This is a genomic window from Bradyrhizobium sp. SZCCHNR3119 (assembly GCF_032487775.1).
In the GTDB taxonomy this organism is placed as follows: Bacteria; Pseudomonadota; Alphaproteobacteria; order Rhizobiales; family Xanthobacteraceae; genus Bradyrhizobium.
Window position 1 is genome coordinate 1290213 of sequence record NZ_JAUEUV010000001.1, and the last position, 19933, is coordinate 1310145.

Here is a 19933-nt window from a genome sequence, read left to right on the forward strand (position 1 = left end):
CCTATTCGTCCCGCGGCGCGAGATCGCGCTTGCCGTGATAGCCGCGCTTCGGCCGCCGCGGCGGGCCGGGGAAACGCGCCTCGGCCTCGTGGCGGGCACGCGCCTCCTCGCTGCCGGTCCGCTGCACCAGCACGCGGCGGCCCTTGCGATCGGCCACCACTTCCCGCTTGGCTTTCGGCTTCGGCGACGGCAGCGGTTCACGTTCTCCGCTTCCCGATTTGCTCTCCGCCGCCACTCCGAAATCGGCACCGGCCTGCGCAATCACCTTCTCGCCGAGCTGCTCGCGCAGCACCCGCGACTTGATCTCCTGCACCTCGCCCTCGCCGAGCTCGCCGAGCTGGAACGGTCCGTACGAGACGCGGATCAGCCGGTTCACCTCCAGCCCGAGATGCGACAACACGTTGCGCACCTCGCGGTTCTTGCCTTCACGGATCGCCACCACCAGCCAGACATTGGCGCCCTGGTCGCGCTCGAGCGTGGCCTCGATGGGCCCGTATTTGACGCCGTCGACCTCGACGCCTGCGGCGAGCTGATCGAGCTGCGCCTGCGTGACCTCACCATGGGCGCGGACGCGATAGCGGCGCATCCAGCCCGTTTCCGGCAGCTCCAGCACACGCGCCAGGCCGCCGTCATTGGTCAACAGCAACAGGCCCTCGGTGTTGAAGTCGAGCCGGCCTATCGAGATCAGCCGCGGCAACCCCTCCGGCAGATTGTCGAACACCGTCGGCCGCCCTTCGGGGTCGCTGTGCGTCGTCATCAGCCCGCGCGGCTTGTGATAGAGGAACAGTCGCGTGCGCTCGCGCTCCGGCAGTGGCGCACCGTCGACGGTGATTACATCATTCGCGGTGACGTCGAGCGCTGGCGAGTTGATCACCCGCCCGTTCACGGCGACGCGGCCCTGCGTGATCATCTCCTCGGCGTCGCGGCGCGAGGCAAGACCTGCCCGGGCCACCACCTTGGCGATCCTCTCGCCGGTCTTCTTGGACGTCGCCGGCTCAACAGCCGTGCGTGCACTGCGCTTGTCCGTGTCAGGCTTGCGTTCGCGATAGGGTCCGCGACCGCCAAAGGCCGGACGCTTGGCGAACACCTGACTATCATCCTCATTCTCACGGCGCGGCCGCTCGGCGAAACGGTCACCGCCACGGCCCTCGCTGCGCGGATGCTCCTGCCAGTCGCTGCGGCCGCGACTCGGCCGCTCGTCGCCCGCACGTTCGAAACGCGGACGGCCGAACTTCGGACGGTCCTCGCCCGTGCGCTCGGATCGCGGCCGGTCGAAATTGCGCGCGCCCTCCCGAGGCGGACGTGCGCTGCGCTCCGGACGATCCGCATCGGGCCCGCGTTTCTGCCAAGGCTTGCTGTCGCCACGGGATGGACGGTCACCAAAATTGCTGCGCGGACCGCGATCGCCTTTGCGGTCCGTCCAGGAGCTCTTGCGATCGCCGTCCGCACCGCGCGAGAACTTCTTGTCCCCACCGAATTTCCGCTCCGGCCGATCGCCGCTGCGGGGTGGACGGTCGCCAAAGCTTCGCTCTCCGCGGGGGCGATCGTTGCGGTCACCGCGCGGCGCGTAGGGGCGTTTGTCTCCGTCGCGGTCTCGCGAGGCGTAAGGCTTTCGCTCGCCAAATTTCCGCTCGGACGATCGGGCTGCGGGGCGGCCCTCATCGCGATTGGCGCGCGGCGTGTAAGGACGCTTATCGCCTCCACGATCGTCGCGGTCGAATTTCGGCCGGTCTCCGCGCGGCTTGAAGGCGCGCTTCTCGCCGTCCTCGCCGCGCGAGCGACGATCGGCGAACGGCCGGTCGCCCCGCGGACGTTCATCGCGGTTGAAGCGTGGCTTGTCGCCATAGGGACGGCGCGGCGCATCGGCGTCCTCGCGACGGCGCGGCGGTCGCCCCTCTCCGGCGGTGCGCTTACCGCCGTCGCGCTTGGCGGCGAAATCCTTGCCGCCGCCAGCGCCGCGCTTGGCGAACTTCTTCTCCGGTCCGCGAGCCGCGCCGGAACGGCCCTTGCCGCCATCAGACCGAGCCCGCTGAGGCCGATCACGCCGGCCGCGGGAGTCGTTGTCTTTATCGGTGTCGCGGGGCATGAAGGTCTCACTTCGAGGTACAGGACGGAAAGAGTGATACACGCGCTCTCAGCGGCGCATGTCACGCAAAAAACCGGGGTTCACTTGTGCTGAAGGCCAACCCAGTAGCAGACTTATCCAGGCAATACGAGCCATGAACACGCCTTCTTTCATGGATTTGGCGCTGGAAGCGGCCGAATCGGCCGCAAAGGCCGGCGAAGTCCCGATCGGCTGCGTGGTGGTACGGAACAATGCTGTCATTGCCACGGCCGCCAACCGGACCCTTACCGACCGCGATCCGACCGCCCATGCCGAGATGCTGGCGTTGCGCCAAGCGGCCCAGGTGATCGGCAGCGAGCGGCTGGTCGATTGCGATCTCTACGTCACGCTCGAGCCCTGCACCATGTGCGCCGGCGCGATCTCCTTCGCCCGCATCCGCAGGCTCTATTACGGCGCCGCCGATCCCAAGGGCGGCGCGGTGGAATCGGGCGTCCGCTTCTTTGCGTCGCCCACCTGCCATCATGCGCCGGAGGTCTATTCCACCGTCGGCGAGCAGGAGGCGGCGACGCTGCTGCGGGAATTCTTCAAGGCGAGGCGGTAAGGATGCCCTGCCTTCACTCTCTCGCCTTCTCCTGCTCGATGGCTTGCCAAGCGATGTCGCGGCGGCAAAAGCCATCGGCCCATTTGATGCGATCCACGGCCTGATAGGCGCGGGCCTGCGCTTCGGTGACCGTCTTGCCGGAAGCGCAGACATTGAGCACACGGCCGCCATTGGCCACGATCGTGGCATCCTTCGCCACCGTGCCGGCATGGAAGATCTCGACACCTTCGATCCTGGCCGCCTCGTCAAGTCCCTCGATGACGCTGCCCTTCTTGTAGTCGCCGGGATAACCCTTCGCCGCCATCACCACCGTCACTGCAGGCTCCCGGAACCAGCGCAGGTCGAAATTCTTCAACTGCCCGTCGCAGGCGGCGAGCATGGCCGGCACCAGGTCCGACATCAGTCTGAGCATCAAGACCTGGCATTCGGGATCGCCGAAACGAACGTTGTATTCGAACAGCTTCGGCCCCTGCTCGGTCAGCATCAGCCCGGCATAGAGGATGCCCTTGAACGGCGTGCCACGCGCCTTCATGCCCGCTATCGTCGGCAGAATGATGCGATCCATGATCTGGTCGTGGATGTCTGGCGTGACGAACGGCGTCGGCGAATAGGCGCCCATGCCGCCCGTATTCGGTCCCTCGTCATGGTCGAACACGCGCTTATGGTCTTGCGCCGAGGCCAGCGGGATCGCGGTCTCCCCATCACAGAGCGCGAAGAACGAAACCTCTCGTCCTGAAAGGAACTCTTCGATCACGACCTCGGCGCCGGCACTGCCGAATCCGCCGCCGAACATCATCTCGATGGCCGCTTCAGCCTCCGGCAACGTCTTCGCCACCACGACGCCCTTGCCGGCGGCGAGGCCATCTGCCTTGACCACGATCGGCGCGCCCTGCGCCCGCACATAGGCCAGCGCGTCGGCGGCGTTGGCGAAGCGGCGATAGGCGCCGGTTGGAATGTCGAACTCACGGCACAGATCTTTCGTGAACCCCTTCGATCCCTCGAGTTGCGCAGCCGATCTGCTCGGCCCGAACGCCTTGATCCCGGCAGCGGTGAGGTCGTCGACGATGCCGGCGGCCAGCGGCGTCTCCGGCCCGACCACGACCAGCGCCACGTCGTTCGCCCGGCAGAAGGCGATCACGGCCGCGTGGTCGCTGACATCGAGCGCGACGCATTCTGCCTCCTTCGCGATTCCCGCATTGCCGGGCGCACACCACAATCTGGTCACCAGGGGAGAGGCGGCGATCTTCCAGGCCAGGGCGTGTTCGCGGCCGCCGGAACCGATCAGGAGAATATGCATGTGTCGCGCCGTCGCTGTGGTGGAAGCGCCAGTGCGAAGCACGAATCGGCAGGATCTCGCAAGAGCCCCCCATTTCCACAGCGCCGACGGGCGGCACGCGGCAGAATATGATTGGCGACGCCGGCCCAAAATCCCTACGTTGGGGCTACCCCAAACCCGAATCAGTTGCGATGCCGCCCGCAGAAGCCCTGCCCAACGCGCCCGAATTTACCGTTTCCGAGCTCTCCTCGGCGCTGAAGCGCACGGTCGAGGACCGGTTTGGTCACGTCCGGGTGCGCGGCGAGATCACCGGCTTCCGCGGTCCCCATTCCTCGGGCCACTGCTATTTTTCGCTCAAGGACGAGAACGCCAAGATCGAGGCGGTGATCTGGAAGGGCACCCACTACCGGATGCGCTTCAAGCCCCAGGAAGGGCTCGAGGTCATCGCCACCGGCAAGCTCACCACGTATCCGAACTCGTCGAAATACCAGATCGTGATCGAGGCGCTGGAGCCCGCCGGCATCGGCGCGTTGATGGCGCTGATGGAGGAGCGGAAGAAGAAGCTTGCTGCCGAAGGCCTGTTCGATCCGGCACGCAAACGACCCCTGCCCTGGCTCCCGGAGGTGATCGGCGTGGTCACCTCGCCTACCGGCGCAGTGATCCGCGATATCCTGCACCGGCTGGAGGACCGCTTTCCGCGTCGGGTCTTGGTGTGGCCGGTGAAGGTGCAGGGCGACGGCTCGGCCGAGCAGGTCGCAGCCGCCATCCGCGGCTTCAATGCGCTGCCGGAACACGGCCGCATCCCTCGCCCGGACGTGCTGATCGTCGCCCGCGGCGGCGGCTCGCTGGAGGACCTCTGGTCCTTCAATGAAGAGATCGTGGTCCGCGCCGCGGCCGAGAGCATGATCCCACTGATCTCGGCGGTGGGTCATGAGACGGACGTCACACTGATCGATTTTGCGTCCGACAAGCGCGCTCCGACGCCGACCGCCGCCGCCGAGATGGCGGTGCCGGTACGCAGCGATCTGATCCAGGAGATCGAGAGTCTCGCGCGACGCACCCGGATATGCTGGCTCAGAGGCCAGGAGAACCGCCGCAACGAGCTGCGCGCCGCCGCGCGCGCTCTGCCGAATGCAGGCGACCTGCTGGCGATCCCGCGCCAGCGGTTGGACGCTGCGGCCGGCCGCCTGCCTCGCGCACTGAAGACCAACACCCACGTGCATTTCCGCCAGTTTGCCGCGGCGAGCGCCAGGCTGACCTTGCGGGTGCTGCATGCGCAGATCGGCCAAGCCGACCATCGTCTCGTGGTCGCCGCCGAACGGCTGTCGCTGTCGGCCCGTGCTTTGTTACACCGCCGGCGCGAGCGCTGTGACGGACTTTCCGCGCGTCTGAAGGCCTCCAAGTTCGCCAACGCGCAAGCGCAGCGCCAAAGAATCGGGCGCGACCGCGAACGCACCCAGCGTCTCGCAGAGCGCGCGCGACGCGCGCTTTCGACGTCGTTGCAGCGGCTTTCGGCCCGCATCGAGCAGAATGAGAAGCTGCTGGCGGCGCTATCCTATCGCAGCGTGCTGGCGAGGGGCTTCGCGCTGGTGCGGGACGGCGCCGGCCATCCGCTGCACAATGCCGCGAGCATCAACCCCGGTGCCGCACTCTCGATCGAGTTCGCCGACGGGCGTGTCGGGGCGACGGCCGATGGCGATCGGCCGACCACGGTCAGGCCCGAGGATCATCAAAGGACCACACGCGAAGCGCGGCCAGCATCGAAGCGCGTGTCGAAACCGGCCGGCCAAGGAAGCCTGTTTTAGACCATGATCCGGTTTCGGAGCATGATCCGGAGAAACGGCAACCAGTGCTCCCTCACGACAAAGGTCGAGCGCGCTTACGCAGAGATCACGCTCAGGCAAAGCGATGAGATCGGAATCCGATTCCGTCTCGCCGGATGATGATCCAGCAGCTCAGCGCGCGAGCCACTCGGCGACAAGCTTCTGCGCGTTGGCGCGTGCTTCCGGATCCGACCCGACATGGCCGCGCTCGGGTGTCCCGGCATCGGTACCAGCCAGCGCATGCACGGGCAGATTGACGCGGTCGAAATCGTGATAGGCGCCCGGATAGATCACGATCCGCGTCAGAGCGCTGCGGCCCCGCGCCCCCTCGATCATCTGCCGGCAGGCCGGCGGGGAGTAAACGTCATCCTTGCCCCCGATCAGGATCAAGGTCGGCACACGTGCGCTCCAGCCAAGGCCGGACGAGGCGCGGCAATCGGGATAAAACGCGATCGCCGATCGAAAGTCCGGCTCGACATGATCGGGCAGTTGCGGGCGCACCGCCCACAACATCGCGCTGGCACCGCTGCCCCATCCGAGCAAGCTGACGCGGTCGGGCATGGCCCAGGCCTGCTGCGCCAGCCACTTTCGTGCGGCGATGATGTCCGCGACGCGGTCGCGGCGACCGGTGATGTGGCGCTCCTTGACCCGGCATTGCGGCCCCAGTCCGCGCGAGCCATAGCTGTCGGGCAGCAGCACGGCCTTGCCGTCCTTGACCAGCTCTTCGGCCCAATCGCGATAGCGCGGCAACACCGACTCGGAGCGGCCGGACAGACCGCCGCAGCCATGCAGCGCGATCACGATCGGAAACGGCCCGGCCCCGGGGGGTTTGTACAGCTGCGCGTGCAGAACCACGCTGCCGGAGGGGATCTCGACTTCACCAGGCGGAGCTGACGACCCGGCATTTGCCGCCGAAAGGGCAGCACAGAGCAGCAGGACGACTGAGAGTGCGAGGGAGCGCATCGATTGGTGAGACGCGGGATCTGCGGCGGACCGTCCCCTAGCTAGCACGGGGTTTTGGCCAGAAGCATCACAAATCGGTGGGTTTGCGGAAGCGACAGGACGGCTTATCTATGCTAGATATCAATGAACAATCGGTTTTACCTGCTTGAGACGCAAGCGGTATTGGAGACAGTGGACGTGCTCAACAAGTTTGGCCCTTCGAGCCAGGGCGAAGCCCAGGTGCAGTATCTCGACGGCGATTTCCGCGTGATCTCGCCGGGGAGCTATGTACGCTGCGCCATTACCGACGTGCGGATTCCGCTGGACGAGCTCAAATATTGGAGCGTCGACCTGCAGGAGGCCTATGCGGTGCCCAGTGCCGTGCTGCAGCGGCATTTTCCCGGCGCATTGAAGGCGCAAGGCTGAGCAGCTGTCAGCCGAGCTGGACCAAGCCAAAGCTGGAACAGTGGCTGCCGAGGTGCAACTCAGCCTGCGTCCTGGAATCGTTTCTGACGCGATGAGAAGAGGCGAGCACTCAGAAAGTCTCGCAATCTCGCGACATCATCAAACTGGAGTGTCACCGGGAAGGCAGCGATCGCCCGCGCGGCCGGCGGCAACGCCCCGCCTCGGCGCAGCCGGGCCAGGTCCTTCTCCGTGGTGACCAGGGTTAGCCCGTCTTTTTCCGCCTCCGCGATCAGAGCGGTGATTTCATCGGCGGCGAAGGGGTGGTGATCCGCAAAGGCCCGCTCGCGTTGCACGTCGATGCCGGCTGCACGCAGGGTGCGGATAAAGCGCGCCGGATCGCCGATGCCGGCGAAGGCGAGCACTTGCTGGCCCTTCAAGGCGGTCACAATTTCCGCATCGGGTTGCAAGCTTGCCGCCAGCACGGGTTTGCCGGCCGACGCGATGGCCGCAGACACCGTATCGGCGGCGTGGCCCCGTCCGATCACGATCAGCGCATCCGTAGCAGCAAGCTGCGGCGGCAGCGGCGCGCGCAAGGGTCCTGCGGGAAACACCTTCGCATTGCCGAGCCCGCGCTCGCTGTCGATCACGATCAGCGCGACGTCCTTGGAAATGGCCGGATTCTGGAAACCGTCATCCATCAGGATCAGGCTCGCACCTTGTGACTTCGCCAGGGCGACACCGTCGATCCGGTTACGCGCCACCGCCACCGGCACATGGGCCGCCATCATCAGCGGTTCGTCGCCGACCTCCGCCGCGCTGTGCCTCGCCGGATCGACCATCACAGGACCCTGCAGCCGGCCGCCATAGCCTCGGCTCAGCACCACCGGCCGCTCGCCGAGATCGCGCAGGATATTCGTCAGCGCCAATACGGTCGGCGTCTTACCGGCGCCCCCGACATGATAGTTGCCGACACAGATCACCGGGATGCCGGCATCGAGACCTGCGCGCTGCAGCCGATGCGCGGCCACGGCGCCATAGAGGGCCGACAGCGGGGAAAGCAGGTGGGATTGCCAGGAGGATGGCCGGTGCCAGAAGGCCGGCTCACGCACTGGCGGCTCCCATCTCGAGTTGGACCTGCAACAGATACGGCTCCAGCGCCGCGAGCGTGCGCTCCAGCGCACCGCCGAGCTGCTCGACGACGCGCCCTCCCGCCGACGCCAGCGCCTGCCGCGCCTCCTGATCCGCCAACAGCTGGCCGAGCTGCCGCACCAGGGCTTCCTGTCCATCGGCGAGCCGTGCACCGCCGGCGGCATCCAGCGCCTCGTAGACGTCGCTGAAGTTGAAGACATGCGGTCCGTGTACGATCGCAGCCCCCAGCTTCACGGCCTCGATCGGGTTCTGGCCACCATGAGCAACCAGCGACCCGCCCATGAACACGATCGGCGCCAACCGATAGAACAGGCCAAGTTCGCCCATCGTATCCGCGACGTAGATGCCGGTCGCGGCGTGCGGCAGCTCCTCGCGGGAGCGCAAGCCGACCTGCACGCCGGATGCGGCAACCAAATGCGCGATGGCGACGCCACGATGGGGGTGCCGCGGCACGATCACGGTGAGCAGCCCGGGAAAGAACCCGGACAGCGTCTTGTGCGTGGCGATCAGGATCTCGTCCTCGCCTGGATGGGTGGAGGCAGCCACGATCATCGGACGCCCCCGCATCGTCGCCATCAGCCGCTCGAACTTGGCCGGATCAGCCGGGGGCGCCGGCACGTCGAGCTTGAGATTACCTGTCGTCACCACATTGCGGCCGCCAAGCGCGATGAAACGCTCCGCGTCGGCTTTCGATTGTGCGAGGCAAACATCGAACCGGCCGAGCAGCGCCGAAATCGTGCCCGACATCCGGCGCCAGCGCGGAAACGACCGCGGCGACATGCGGCCGTTGATCAACACCATGGAGAGCCGCCGCGCCGCCCCAGCCAGAATCAGATTGGGCCACAGATCGGATTCGATGAACAGCGCAAGCGAGGGTCGCCAATGGTCGAGGAACCGTTCCACGAAGCGTGGCGAATCGTAGGGGACGTATTGGTGGATGACATCGGGCGGAAAGCGCTTGGCCACGATCGCAGCGGAGGTCACCGTGCCCGACGTAATGAGAATGCGCAAATTCAGCGCCCGCAGCCGCTCGATCAAGGCCGCCGCTGCCAGCACCTCGCCCACGCTGGCGCCATGAATCCAAACCAGCGGCCCCTGCGGCCGCAGATCATGGCTGAGCCCGCGCCGTTCCTCGGTGCGGGCCGGATCTTCCTTGCCGCGTTTCAGGCGCTGCCTGATCACGGCGGGCGCGAACGGTGCCGCCGCCGAGGACAATCCGCGGTAGACGCGCAATGCCATCGGCAGCGTGTTAGGCACCGGATGCTCCCTGAGGACAATCTTGAGGTCGGCCGATGATCTCGTAGGCGCGGCGCGCGCATTCGTTCAGCGTCGCCTCAAGGTCCAGGCGAAGCTGTTCCATGGTCGCGGCATCTGCGTCAGGGGGCACGCTGATTTCCTTGATCCCCACCAATGCGCCGCGACCGAATGGCAAATTGATGGTGGTGCTGTCCCAATTCTTCAGCCGGATGAAACGGCTGGTGACCATCGCAAACGGCATGATCGGTCGTCCCGATTCCCGCGCCAGCATGATGATGCCGAGGCCCGCCGCCCGTGCGCGCTTCGGCACGTCGGCAGTCAGTGCAACGTTATAGTTCTCATCGAGCGCGCGCACCATCTCCTTGAAGGCTCCTACCCCGCCTTTGCGGTGGAAGGCCGCGCCATGGTCGCCCGAGCCCCTGATCGTGCCGACGCCGAGCCGCTCGACGGCGATCGCGTTGAATTCGCCGTCCCGATGCCGCGAGATCAGGACCTTGGCGCGGTAGCTCGCCTTGGTCTTGATAAACGGCGTCATGAAGTGCTGGCCGTGCCAGAACGCGAAGATCGCCGGCATCTGCGGTTCGACGATGTCGTAGACGTCCGGCGGCTCATAGGTGAAGCGGTTGGTCAGCCACACCAGGCGAAGATACTCGGCCGCGAGGAAGCCCACAGCACGCTGAAACCAGTTGCTGCGCAGCGTATTACGAATGAGTTGCTTCAAGTCGCGGGCTTTGCGTCGTGACCCGGGTCGAGCAGGCGGTGCAGATGCACGATGAAGTAGCGCATGTGCGCGTTGTCGACGGTCTGTTGTGCCTTGGCTCTCCACGCCGCATAGGCGGTCGCGTAATTCGGGAACACCCCGACGATATCAACCTTATCGAGATTCTTGAATTCGTTCGTCTCGAGGCTGACGAGCTCGCCACCAAGAACGAGGTGAAGCAGCTGCTGAGGGGCGCTATCTGGCATAATGGCAGTTCCTAATTCCGCGCCTGGTGTCCCGGCGCTGACATTCATAGTGCGACGAATGTCAAATCCACCGCACTAACAGGCGGCGACTTGAACGGCGCAGATCGAAGGCTCAAGGCTTGGACGCTTCTCGAAAATGCGTGACGATTTCAGCATGTCGATCGCGTCCTGCTGCTACCAGCACCCCGTGCGCCACATCCCGACGATTATAGAGGATCGGATCGCCGGACAATGCGGTCATTTTACCATTCGCTTCCTGCACGATCAAATGCGCCGCCGCAAGATCCCAATCGCGGCTTTGTCCGCCTGCAAAAGCAGCATCGAGTGCGCCATGCGCGACACGGCACAGCCGCAGTGCTAACGAGCCGATTCGCGGATGAGGTTCAATCCGGGCTGTTCCGGACACAAGCTTTTCAACCAGCGGTTTCGGACCCGCCATGCGCGAGACGTCGAGCACGCTGCCTGCGGAGGCGCTGACAAGCTCGCCATTGCGGATGGTGCCCTGCCCGCGCGCAGCGAAGAAGAACTCGTCGGTCACGGGAACGAACACCGCCGCCAGGATCGGCGCCGAATCCTCGACCAGGGCTACGCTGACACACCAATCGTCGCGGCCACCGAGATAAGAGCGCGTGCCATCGATGGGATCGACGATCCAGACCCGCCGTTTGCCGAGGCGCGCCTCGTCGTCGACACTCTCCTCCGAAAGCCAGGCATATTCGGGGGTCGCCGCGCGCAGCCGGCTTTCCAGGAGGTCGTTGACCGCAATATCGGCTTCCGAAACCGGCGACGAGGCCCCCTTGGTCCACCTCCGCAAATCCGTTCCGAACAGCGACAGCGCGAGCCGGCCAGCGTCTCGCACCGCGTGCTTCAGGAGCTCGGCATCGCGCAGCAAGCTTTGTGCGTCGGAAGGTTCGAGATCAGCGGCCGCCAAGCGTCAATCCTTCGACGCGCACCGTCGGCGCATTGACGCCGTAGCGGAATTCCAGATCGTTGGCGGGCACCATCGACTTGAATATCTCGAACAGATGGCCGGCGATCGTCACCTCGCTGACAGCATAGGTCGCCTTGCCATTCTCGATCCAGAAGCCGGAGGCGCCGCGGCTGTAGTCGCCGGTCACGCCGTTGACGCCCGAGCCGATCAGATCGGTGATGTAGAAGCCCTGCTTGATGTCGGACATCAGTTCGGCCGGGCTGACGCTGCCGGCTTCCAGATGCAGATTGTAGGGCCCCGGGGATGGGGAGGAGGAAACGCCCCGATGCGCGTGACCGGTGGTGACCAGGCCAAGCTCGCGCGCGGTCCCGGAATCGAGCAGCCATGTCGTCAGTACGCCGTCATCGACAAGCGCCGTGGTCTTGACCCTGACGCCCTCGGCATCGAAGGGCTGCGAACGAAGCCCGCGCTTGCGCAAAGGATCGTCGATGATGCGGATGCCCTTGGCGAACAATTGCGCGCCAAGCTTGTCCTTCAGAAAGCTGGTCTTGCGCGCGATCGAGGCGCCATTGATGGCCCCGACGAGATGGCCGACCAGCGAGCCCGAGGCGCGCGGATCGAACACGACCGGCACCTGGCAGGTCTCGACCTTGCGCGGATTGGCACGCGCGACCGCGCGCTCCCCGGCATTGCGCCCGACCGCCCCAGGCGGCAGCAGATCAGCACCGTGCGGTGCGGACGTGTAGTCATAATCCCGCTCCATGCCGGTCCCCTCGCCGGAGATCGCGGTGGTCGAGATGCTCTGGCTGGAGCGCAGATAGGCGCCACGGAAGCCGGCGCTGGTCACCAGCACCATGCCGCCAATGCCTGCCGCGGCCGAGGCGCCGCCTGACCTTGTCACGCCTTTCACCGCGAGTGCCGCAGCTTCGGCCTCCTGCGCCCGGCGCTCCAGTTCCGCGGTCGACGGGATATCCGGATCAAGCAGATCGAGGTCGGGGAAATCGCGCGACAGCAGCGCCGGATCGGCGAGGCCGACATATTTGTCGTCGGGCGCGACGCGCGCCATCGCGACTGCGCGTTCGGCAAGCCGGGCCACGCCGTCGCCGCTGACATCGTTGGTCGAGACCACCGCCTGACGCTGGCCCACGATCACACGCAGGCCGACGTCATCGCCTTCCGAACGTTCCGACTCCTCGACGCGGCCATCGCGCACCTCGACTCCTTGCGAAACGCCGCGCACCGCGATCGCATCGGCAGCATCCGCGCCAGCCTTGCGCGCCGCCTCGACGAGGCGTTCAGCCAATGCACTGAGCGCAGATTGATCGAGCAGATCGCTCTGGGCGGCTTTCGTGGGCGAAGTAGCTGATGGTGAAGAGGTCACGAACAGGATCCCAATGGGTACGGGTGGCGCCGAGACGGCTCTATTGAGACAAATGTGCGCGACGGCCGCCGACTTCAAGCTGATGAGGCCGATTACGCGTCGGATTGTCGGCAACTCGGCAAGGCTTCGTCAATCATGCAAGCCAAGCTCTTGTCAATCATGCCAGCAAGAGCATGCCTCGTCACGTCTGATTAACCAGGCTTTTTAAGCAGAAACGGGCGGGAGCCGTGGCAAGGTCATACGCATCGACCGGGAACATAATCCTGGCGGGGAGATCAAGCCGTGAGGCGTCAAACAGCAACAGGCGGAAGCAATTCCGCTGGGTCGGGCCGCAGCCTGCGGCTCGACCCTCCTTCCCTGCCCGTCTCGTTTTCCACGCACGATATCCGTGCCGATGGCGGCGTACGGCAGGTCGAACTTCATCGCGAGCGCGTCGTGCTGCGTCGCGCCGTGCGCGGCATGCGGATGGCGGTGAATGTTCGGGTCAGCGACTTCCGCGGCATCGCATTGCGCGAGGCCGATAGCGTGCACATGCTGGTGCTGGTGCACCGCGACCCCTCGCTCAGCGTGCCGCTTTGCATCAGTGCCGATGACGACGAGATCGAAGCCGCCTGGACGATGTGGAGCGAAATCTTCGCGCTGCCCCAACTGCAGGACACCACAAAGGAAGCGGCCCCGCGCCGCCGCCGCCGTAATGCGATCCGTTCGCGCCGCCCGCGTTTCCTGATGCGCCGCCGCGTCGGTGACCTGCTGAACGGCGCGACGATCCATCGCGGTGAGCGCGAGATCATCGCCCGGGATTGAGTTACACCAGCGACCGCAGCACCGCATCGGCCACGAGGCCGGCGAACAGGAACAGCCCGGCGTCACGGTTCGAATAGAATACCCGCTTGCACAGCGCTGTGTCGGAGATGTCGAGCCGACGGATCTGCGAGCCGAGTTGCACCGCAAAGGCGGCAAGACCGACCCAAGCCGCGACGTGAGAGCCGGCCGACAGCAGCGACGCGCCAATCAGCACGACGGCAAGTGTGTAGAGGATCGCCAGGGCGCGATACGTGCGCGCGCCGAACAGCCGAGCCGTCGACTTGATGCCGATCAGCGCGTCGTCCTCGATGTCCTGATGCGCATAGATCGTGTCATAGCCGATCACCCAGAAGATCGAGCCGGCATAAAGCAGAAACGCCGTTGCATCGAGCCGCGCGAAAGCGACGGCAAATCCCATCAGCGCGCCCCAGGAGAAGGCGAGCCCGAGCACGGTCTGTGGCCACCAGGTGATGCGTTTCATGAACGGATAAATCGCAACAATCAGCAGCGAGGCGATCCCGGTCACAATCGCGAACCGGTTGAACTGCAGCAGCACGATCAGTCCGATCAGCGCCTGCGCGACCAGAAACACCAGCGCCTGCTTGACACTGATCTGGCCGGCCGGAATCGGCCGGGACCGCGTGCGTTCCACCTTGGCATCGAGGTCGCGATCGGTGATGTCGTTCCAGGTGCAGCCCGCCCCGCGCATCACGAAAGCGCCGATGAAGAACAGCGCGATCCAGAGCGGCAACCGGATAAGATCGTGTGCAATGCCTGAGGCCAGTGCGGCCGACCACCAGCACGGCATCAACAGCAGCCATGAACCGATCGGCCGATCGTAGCGCGCGACTCTAAGATAGGGCCGCGCCCATGGCGGCGCCGCCGTATCGACCCAATTGCCGGTCGCGTCAGCAACGCGTACGGCCGCGTCGCTCATCGCGTCAGAACGTTGCCGGTCAAGGTATCGAACGCCGATCCGCCCTTCTTGGCCGTGTTGGCTTCGGGCAGCGAGGCCGAAGACCCCAGCACGTCGCTCAAGGTGGGACCGGCCGGCCCGCGCTGCTGCATCTGCTGGGCCACGTTGCAGACCTTCTTCTGCAGCGCCTCGGTGTTCTTATGGCCAGCCTTCAGCTGATCGGCGATCTGGGACGGAATACCGCAGCCCGCGGCATGCGCATCGACATATTTGATCATCTTCAGTTCGGCAGCACCGAAATTGCCGATCAGCTTGCAAGCCTCCTCGGGAGAGGCGTGGCGGTCACTCGCCGCCTTAATCAGCTTTCCGCGCCGTTCCGCTTCCTCGCGCAGCGGAAGAAAATCCTTCATGCAGGTGTCGGACGGACCGCCCTGCGGACGAGCCATTGGCGACGAGAAGCCGCCGCCTCCCCCAAAGGGAGCGGTACCGGCGCTCGGGAACGGGCTCGCCGGCGCGGCGGCGCTGGCGCCGGAATTGCCGTTGACAGGGGGAAAAGGTGAACTGCTGGTCTGCGTCTGGCCCGGCAGCGGCGCAGGAAACGCGCTCTGCGCGACCGCCTGCCCCGCAAACAGGGGCACGGCGGCGACGGCGAGCGGCATAATCAGGCTGCGAATGATCAAGGCTGGTTCTCCGGCAAGACCAAGCTGTCCTTCAAGCTTCCGGATCAAAGCGCGATCGGATTCAGGGGCTTTTACGATTCCTCTCACTTGTAAACAACCGCCGAATTCGTGAGCAACGCGGCGCAGAGGCGCAGTCCACCGGCCAAAAGGACCGTTTCGGACCCAAACCGACCCGTGGGAACTGCGATCAGAGTTCAGGCAGGCGAATCGCCGCCGCCAGGTTCGAGGGTTCAGCATTGTCCTTGGTCACCATGGACTGTACCACCATCCCAAAACGGACGGGCTCGATCAACGAAGCACGATCACCGGGCTCTACAGGCGCCCGCTGAGTCAGCGTGCAGACCTTCTTCATCAGCGCCACGGTGCTCTCATGGCCCGCCCGGAGCTGATTGGTGATCTTGGCCGGAATCCCGCAGGTCTCGGCATGTGCCACAGCAAAATCGATCATTTTGCTCTGGGCCAATTCGTAGTCATGCACCAGCCGGCAAGCTTCCGCATTTGGCGCATGCCGCTCGCCCGCCGCTCTCATCAGCCTGCCGCGGAGCAGCGTTTCGTCGCGCAAGGGCGTGAACTCCTTGAGGCAGCTTTCGGGCGGCTTGAAACCGCCGGCGAGCGGGCGCGACGGTGCCACGGCCGGAGGCGACGGATTGCCGGTCTGGGCAGTCCCTGGTGATGACCCTTGCGCCGAAGCCTGGCCAGCCAGCGCTAGCGCAGCGAGGGCCACCAGCGGTTTCAACGAACGTCTGATCATCAACTCGGTCCTCCGCCCGGGCATCATGCGCTCCCGGACGCCCTCGGAAGAAGGCCTGCGGGTCACAATCGATTTTGGCGAGGAATAGAGCTTGAGAAATCTGTCAGGAGCGCGGCGCGGCTTGGTTCCGCATTGCCGGCCCATGATTGCCGGCTCATGGCCCGCATGCATCTGCGCGGAAATCGCGTCGCCGCGCCGTTGAGGTCTTATTTTATGCTTTCGAAATCCCCGGTCGGCCCATTGGGAGGCCAAACGCGAGTCGGGGCCGTCGGCGCCGGACCCAGCATGTCTGGGCCCGCCTTTCCCGCCGGTTGTTGCGTCACTTGCTCCGCCAGCGCGCAGACCTTCTGCAGTAGCCGCTTCGTGTTCTCGTGACCGCTCTTGAGCTGATCGGAGACCTGAACGGAAATTCCGCAAGCGTGTGCGTGGGTCTCGACATATTTGACCATCTTGGCTTCCGCCTGCTCGAAGCTTCCGATCAACCGGCAGGCTTCGTCGGGCGGCGCGTGGCGATCGCTCGCCGCCTTGATCAGCCTGCTGCGCTGCTCGGCTTCCCCTCGCAGAGAAACCAACTCCACCGTGCAGTCGTCGCTCGGGGCGGCAGCTGGCGCGCTGCTGCCGGAAAAAGGGCTATCGAGAAAACCGATGGAGCCGTTGCCGGCATCTTTGCTCGGGGAGAACGTCGGATCGCTCGTCTGGGCCTGATTCGGCAGAGGCGCAGGAAAAGTGTCTTGGGCCAGGGCCTGTTGGCATCGGATGATTCCCACAGAGATGAGCAGCAGAATCAGCAAGCGAAGGGTCAAGGCGCGCTCCGAGCCCGATCGAGATTTCCGCAACGCGCGCTATTCGCGCTACAAGTGTGCGTCCGAGATCATCTTACCTCGTTCCAGCCAGCCCGAACAACCGCATGCCGAACTACGATTTCTCCGCTCCGCGCCTGTTCATCGATGCGTCCTTGAGCACCGGCCAGGTGATCACGCTGGAACGCGACCAGAGCAACTATCTCGGCAATGTCCTGCGGCTGTCCGCAGGCGATGCCGTCCTGGTGTTCAACGGACGCGACGGCGAATGGCGCGCGGCGATTGCCGGCCGCAAGTGTGCCGAGCAACTGACCATCCAGGAGCAGATGCGGCCACAGGACCACCTGCCCGACGTGGCCTATGTCTTTGCGCCGCTGAAGCACGCCCGCCTCGATTACATGGTGCAGAAGGCGGTGGAAATGGGCGCCAGCCGACTGCAGCCGGTCATCACGCGCTTTACCCAGGTCTCGCGGGTCAATAGCGAGCGCATGCGGGCCAATGTGGTCGAGGCCGCCGAACAATGCGGCATTCTCAGTCTCGCCGAGGTGGCCGACCCGGTGCCGCTCGCGCGCTTCCTTGCCCAGCGTCCGCCCGAACGGCTGCTGGTGTTCTGTGACGAGGCCGCTGAGGTCGCGAGCCCGCTTCAGGCTCTCCACGCCGCCGGCGCACCGGCCACCGGCATCGATTTACTGATCGGACCGGAAGGCGGCTTCGCCGACGAGGAACGGGCCTTGCTGCTCCGGCAGCCGCGACTGGCCCGGCTTGCGCTGGGACCGCGCATCTTGCGGGCAGATACCGCTGGCGTCGCTGCGCTCGCCCTGATTCAAGCGGTCCTTGGCGATTGGCAGGGCGACATCCGTTAAGACCGCCGCGAAGAGTCCGGCCGGAGCGACCCGTTCCCTGTCGAAACCGCGGATGTGGCATGCTAAGGGGGCCGCGCGCCCGGCCGGGCGCTACCCGAGTTTTGGAACCTTGAAGACGATGACCGGATCCGCCACTCCCGGAACCGCCGCCTGGGCGGACACGCTGCTGCAATCCCTTGCCCAGGCCGGCTATGTCAGGGCCGAGCCGGCCATCCTGCAGCCCGCCGAGCCGTTCCTGGACCTTTCGGGCGAGGATATTCGCAAGAGCCTGTACCTCACCACCGACGCAAGCGGCGAGGAACTGTGCCTGCGTCCCGACCTGACCATCCCCGTCGCCCGCGATTATCTCAGCTCGCCGCAGTCCGGCCAATCGGCCGGTTTCAGCTACCTCGGACCGGTGTTCCGCTACCGCGACGGTCGCCGCAGCGAATTCCTGCAGGCGGGCGTCGAATCCTTCGGCCGCCATGACCGTGCCGAGGCGGATGCCGAGATGCTGGCGCTCGCACTCGAAGCCGTCACAGCCGTCGGGATCAAAGACGTTGAGATCCGGACCGGCGATGTTGCGTTGTTCATCGCGCTGATTGACGCGCTCGATCTTTACCCCGTCTGGCGCCGCCGGCTGATCAAGGATTTTAATCGCAAGATCACGCTGGAACAGGATCTGGAACGGCTCGCCCTCGCCTCGTCGACGGTCCGTAACGAATATGAGGGCGTGCTGGCCGCGCTTGCCGGCAGCGACCGCAAGGCGGCGCTGGCGCTGGTGACGGACATGATGTCGATCGCGGGAGCCACCGCCGTCGGCGGCCGCACCGTGGCCGAGATTGCCGACCGCTTCCTCGAACAATCGACCTTGAAGGGCGGCGCCCTGCCCCGCGACGCCCTCAATCTGATCAAGCGATTTCTTGCCATCAGCGGCGCTCCGGACGAAGCCATCGCGACCTTGCGGAGCTTGGCCGGCGAGGCCAAGCTCGACGTCGGCGCCGCCATCGATCAGCTCGAAGCGCGGGTCGGCTTCATGGCCAAGCGCGGCATCGACGTGAAAACGATCCGCTTTGCCACTGCATTCGGACGGGGCCTGGACTACTACACGGGTTTCGAATTCGAGCTGCATCGCAAGGGGGGCGGCCCCGAGCCGCTGGTCGCCGGCGGGCGCTATGATGGGCTGCTGAGCCAGCTCGGCGCGCCGACGCCGATTCCCGCGGTCGGCTTCTCGATCTGGGTCGAAACGCTGACGCAAGCGAATGCTTCGCGTGCCGCCTCGCGCGGGAGAGTATCATGAGCGGTCCCCTTGTCGTCGCCGTCCCGTCCAAGGGACGCCTGCAGGAAAACGCCGAAGCGTTCTTCGCTCGGGCCGGCCTGACCTTGTCCAAGCCCGGCGGCGCCCGCGACTATCGCGGCACGATCGCCGGCCTGGACAATGTCGAGATCGCCTACCTTTCGGCCAGCGAGATCGCCTCACAGCTCGCGCGCGGCGCCGTCCATCTCGGCGTCACCGGCGAGGACCTGCTCCGCGAGAGCATCGTGGATGCCGACAGACGCGTGCTGCTGATCGACACGCTCGGCTTCGGCAGCGCCAATGTCGTCGTCGCCGTGCCGCAGGCCTGGATCGACGTTCGCACCATGGCCGACCTTGACGACGTCACCACCGGCTTTCGCGCCCAGCACGACCGGCGCATGCGGGTCGCGACCAAATATATCAACCTCACCCGCAGCTTCTTCGCCGCCCATGGCGTGGTGGATTACCGCATCGTCGAAAGTGCAGGCGCCACTGAAGGCGCGCCGGCCGTCGGAACGGCCGAGCTGATCGTGGACATCACCACCACGGGCGCCACCCTCGCCGCCAACGGGCTGAAGGTCCTCGACGACGGGGTGATCCTGCGCAGCCAGGCCAACCTGGTCGCCTCGCGCGAGGCCGATTGGTCGGAGGGGCCGCGCGAGAGCGCCCGGGTGATCCTCGACCACATCCACGCCCGCGCGCGCGCCAGCAAATACCGCGAGGTGCGCACCCGCTTCAAAGGCTGTGACGCCGCCATGCTCACCGAGGCCCACAACCGCTTCGGCGTGGTCGCCCCGTTCGGCGGCCCGACCTCGTCAGGGATGCTGACCCTTCATTGCCCGCCCGGGCAGATCTACGCGCTCGGCACCTTCCTGCGCAGCCATGGCGCAGAGACCGTGTCGGTCGCTGCGCTCGACTATGTGCTGGACCGCGAAAATCCCCTGTTCGCGAAACTCGAAGCCTTCCTGCGGTCATAAGTCGCCGTTCATCGTAGCGACAGGTCGTCGCGCCTACCATATGTTGAGGCTATGACCCGGGGGCCTGGGA

The 19933-nt window shown here is 65.6% G+C and carries 20 protein-coding genes; 7 read left to right on the forward strand and 13 right to left on the reverse strand.

The window, feature by feature from the left end; translation table 11 throughout:
• Position 1 precedes the first annotated feature (1 nt).
• A complete protein-coding gene (locus tag QX034_RS06240) occupies positions 2-2086 on the reverse strand; it encodes a pseudouridine synthase (RefSeq protein ID WP_315706655.1) in 2085 nt (694 codons plus the stop codon).
• Between the two features lie 133 nt (positions 2087-2219).
• Between QX034_RS06240 and tadA the strand changes: the two genes are divergently transcribed.
• Entirely contained in the window at positions 2220-2666 is a 447-nt protein-coding gene (gene tadA, locus QX034_RS06245) for a tRNA adenosine(34) deaminase TadA (RefSeq protein WP_315706654.1), read from the forward strand.
• 13 nt (positions 2667-2679) lie between these two features.
• Here the strand turns inward: tadA and purD are convergent, their stop codons facing one another.
• Entirely contained in the window at positions 2680-3963 is a 1284-nt protein-coding gene (gene purD, locus QX034_RS06250) for a phosphoribosylamine--glycine ligase (protein WP_315744000.1), read from the reverse strand.
• A gap of 170 nt (positions 3964-4133) precedes the next feature.
• Between purD and xseA the strand changes: the two genes are divergently transcribed.
• Positions 4134-5747: an exodeoxyribonuclease VII large subunit gene (xseA, locus tag QX034_RS06255; protein ID WP_316195074.1), complete on the forward strand. Its 1614-nt coding sequence runs from the start codon at positions 4134-4136 to the stop codon at positions 5745-5747.
• Between the two features lie 150 nt (positions 5748-5897).
• Here xseA and QX034_RS06260 read toward each other — a convergent pair whose 3' ends face one another.
• Positions 5898-6728, reverse strand: a complete 831-nt coding sequence (locus tag QX034_RS06260; protein WP_315706651.1) for a dienelactone hydrolase family protein — start codon at positions 6726-6728, stop codon at positions 5898-5900.
• Between the two features lie 177 nt (positions 6729-6905).
• On the opposite strand from QX034_RS06260, the gene QX034_RS06265 reads away from it, so the two are divergent.
• Complete coding sequence (locus tag QX034_RS06265; RefSeq protein WP_315706650.1) at positions 6906-7133, forward strand: DUF2093 domain-containing protein; 228 nt, start codon at positions 6906-6908, stop codon at positions 7131-7133.
• Between the two features lie 59 nt (positions 7134-7192).
• Here QX034_RS06265 and lpxK read toward each other — a convergent pair whose 3' ends face one another.
• The 6 genes from lpxK to QX034_RS06295 all read right to left on the reverse strand — a co-directional run bounded on the left by lpxK (position 7193) and on the right by QX034_RS06295 (position 12796).
• Entirely contained in the window at positions 7193-8221 is a 1029-nt protein-coding gene (lpxK, locus tag QX034_RS06270; protein ID WP_315706649.1) for a tetraacyldisaccharide 4'-kinase, read from the reverse strand.
• The gene (locus tag QX034_RS06275; protein WP_315706648.1) at positions 8214-9518 is read right to left on the reverse strand and encodes a 3-deoxy-D-manno-octulosonic acid transferase; all 1305 of its coding nucleotides are present in this window, start codon (positions 9516-9518) and stop codon (positions 8214-8216) included. The genes lpxK and QX034_RS06275 overlap by 8 nt, the downstream gene beginning before the upstream one ends.
• Positions 9511-10239, reverse strand: coding sequence for a lysophospholipid acyltransferase family protein (locus QX034_RS06280; RefSeq protein WP_315743996.1), 729 nt, complete (start codon positions 10237-10239; stop codon positions 9511-9513). The genes QX034_RS06275 and QX034_RS06280 overlap by 8 nt, the downstream gene beginning before the upstream one ends.
• On the reverse strand, positions 10236-10484 hold the full coding sequence (locus QX034_RS06285; RefSeq protein ID WP_315706646.1) for a DUF4170 domain-containing protein: 249 nt from the start codon (positions 10482-10484) through the stop codon (positions 10236-10238). Before QX034_RS06285 ends, QX034_RS06280 begins: the two co-directional genes overlap by 4 nt.
• 112 nt (positions 10485-10596) lie before the next feature.
• Positions 10597-11415, reverse strand: a complete 819-nt coding sequence (locus QX034_RS06290; RefSeq protein ID WP_409977588.1) for a 3'(2'),5'-bisphosphate nucleotidase CysQ — start codon at positions 11413-11415, stop codon at positions 10597-10599.
• A complete protein-coding gene (locus QX034_RS06295; RefSeq protein ID WP_315743994.1) occupies positions 11402-12796 on the reverse strand; it encodes a TldD/PmbA family protein in 1395 nt (464 codons plus the stop codon). The genes QX034_RS06290 and QX034_RS06295 overlap by 14 nt, the downstream gene beginning before the upstream one ends.
• A 282-nt stretch (positions 12797-13078) precedes the next feature.
• Between QX034_RS06295 and QX034_RS06300 the strand changes: the two genes are divergently transcribed.
• A complete protein-coding gene (locus tag QX034_RS06300; protein ID WP_315706644.1) occupies positions 13079-13600 on the forward strand; it encodes a DUF6101 family protein in 522 nt (173 codons plus the stop codon).
• Position 13601: 1 nt separating this feature from the next.
• On the opposite strand, the gene ubiA is transcribed toward QX034_RS06300, so the two are convergent.
• The 4 genes from ubiA to QX034_RS06320 form a co-directional block, all read right to left on the reverse strand.
• Positions 13602-14537, reverse strand: coding sequence for a 4-hydroxybenzoate octaprenyltransferase (ubiA, locus tag QX034_RS06305; RefSeq protein ID WP_315706643.1), 936 nt, complete (start codon positions 14535-14537; stop codon positions 13602-13604).
• Positions 14534-15175, reverse strand: a complete 642-nt coding sequence (locus QX034_RS06310) for a hypothetical protein (protein ID WP_409977593.1) — start codon at positions 15173-15175, stop codon at positions 14534-14536. Before QX034_RS06310 ends, ubiA begins: the two co-directional genes overlap by 4 nt.
• 208 nt (positions 15176-15383) lie before the next feature.
• Positions 15384-15758 carry a hypothetical protein gene (locus QX034_RS06315; protein WP_316195076.1) on the reverse strand — a complete coding sequence of 125 codons (375 nt, stop codon included), beginning with the start codon at positions 15756-15758 and terminating at the stop codon, positions 15384-15386.
• A gap of 395 nt (positions 15759-16153) precedes the next feature.
• Complete coding sequence (locus tag QX034_RS06320; RefSeq protein ID WP_315706641.1) at positions 16154-16750, reverse strand: hypothetical protein; 597 nt, start codon at positions 16748-16750, stop codon at positions 16154-16156.
• A 104-nt stretch (positions 16751-16854) separates the two neighbouring features.
• On the opposite strand from QX034_RS06320, the gene QX034_RS06325 reads away from it, so the two are divergent.
• The 3 genes from QX034_RS06325 to hisG all read left to right on the forward strand — a co-directional run bounded on the left by QX034_RS06325 (position 16855) and on the right by hisG (position 19863).
• Positions 16855-17610 (forward strand): 16S rRNA (uracil(1498)-N(3))-methyltransferase, encoded by a 756-nt coding sequence (locus tag QX034_RS06325; protein WP_316195078.1) that lies wholly within the window; start codon positions 16855-16857, stop codon positions 17608-17610.
• Between the two features lie 118 nt (positions 17611-17728).
• Positions 17729-18889: an ATP phosphoribosyltransferase regulatory subunit gene (locus QX034_RS06330; protein ID WP_315706639.1), complete on the forward strand. Its 1161-nt coding sequence runs from the start codon at positions 17729-17731 to the stop codon at positions 18887-18889.
• Entirely contained in the window at positions 18886-19863 is a 978-nt protein-coding gene (gene hisG / locus QX034_RS06335; protein WP_315706638.1) for an ATP phosphoribosyltransferase, read from the forward strand. The genes QX034_RS06330 and hisG overlap by 4 nt, the downstream gene beginning before the upstream one ends.
• Positions 19864-19933 lie beyond the last annotated feature (70 nt).

Excerpts from the sequence above, each read along its gene's own strand:
- QX034_RS06285 (WP_315706646.1), bottom strand. The coding sequence starts at position 10,484 with ATGCCAGATAGCGCCCCTCAGCAGCTGCTTCACCTCGTTCTTGGTGGC.
- purD (WP_315744000.1), bottom strand. The coding sequence starts at position 3,963 with ATGCATATTCTCCTGATCGGTTCCGGCGGCCGCGAACACGCCCTGGCC.
- hisG (WP_315706638.1), top strand. The coding sequence starts at position 18,886 with ATGAGCGGTCCCCTTGTCGTCGCCGTCCCGTCCAAGGGACGCCTGCAG.
- QX034_RS06325 (WP_316195078.1), top strand. The coding sequence starts at position 16,855 with ATGCCGAACTACGATTTCTCCGCTCCGCGCCTGTTCATCGATGCGTCC.
- xseA (WP_316195074.1), top strand. The coding sequence starts at position 4,134 with ATGCCGCCCGCAGAAGCCCTGCCCAACGCGCCCGAATTTACCGTTTCC.
- QX034_RS06260 (WP_315706651.1), bottom strand. The coding sequence starts at position 6,728 with ATGCGCTCCCTCGCACTCTCAGTCGTCCTGCTGCTCTGTGCTGCCCTT.
- QX034_RS06330 (WP_315706639.1), top strand. The coding sequence starts at position 17,729 with ATGACCGGATCCGCCACTCCCGGAACCGCCGCCTGGGCGGACACGCTG.
- tadA (WP_315706654.1), top strand. The coding sequence starts at position 2,220 with ATGAACACGCCTTCTTTCATGGATTTGGCGCTGGAAGCGGCCGAATCG.
- QX034_RS06240 (WP_315706655.1), bottom strand. The coding sequence starts at position 2,086 with ATGCCCCGCGACACCGATAAAGACAACGACTCCCGCGGCCGGCGTGAT.
- QX034_RS06310 (WP_409977593.1), bottom strand. The coding sequence starts at position 15,175 with ATGCCGCTCGCCGTCGCCGCCGTGCCCCTGTTTGCGGGGCAGGCGGTC.
- ubiA (WP_315706643.1), bottom strand. The coding sequence starts at position 14,537 with ATGAGCGACGCGGCCGTACGCGTTGCTGACGCGACCGGCAATTGGGTC.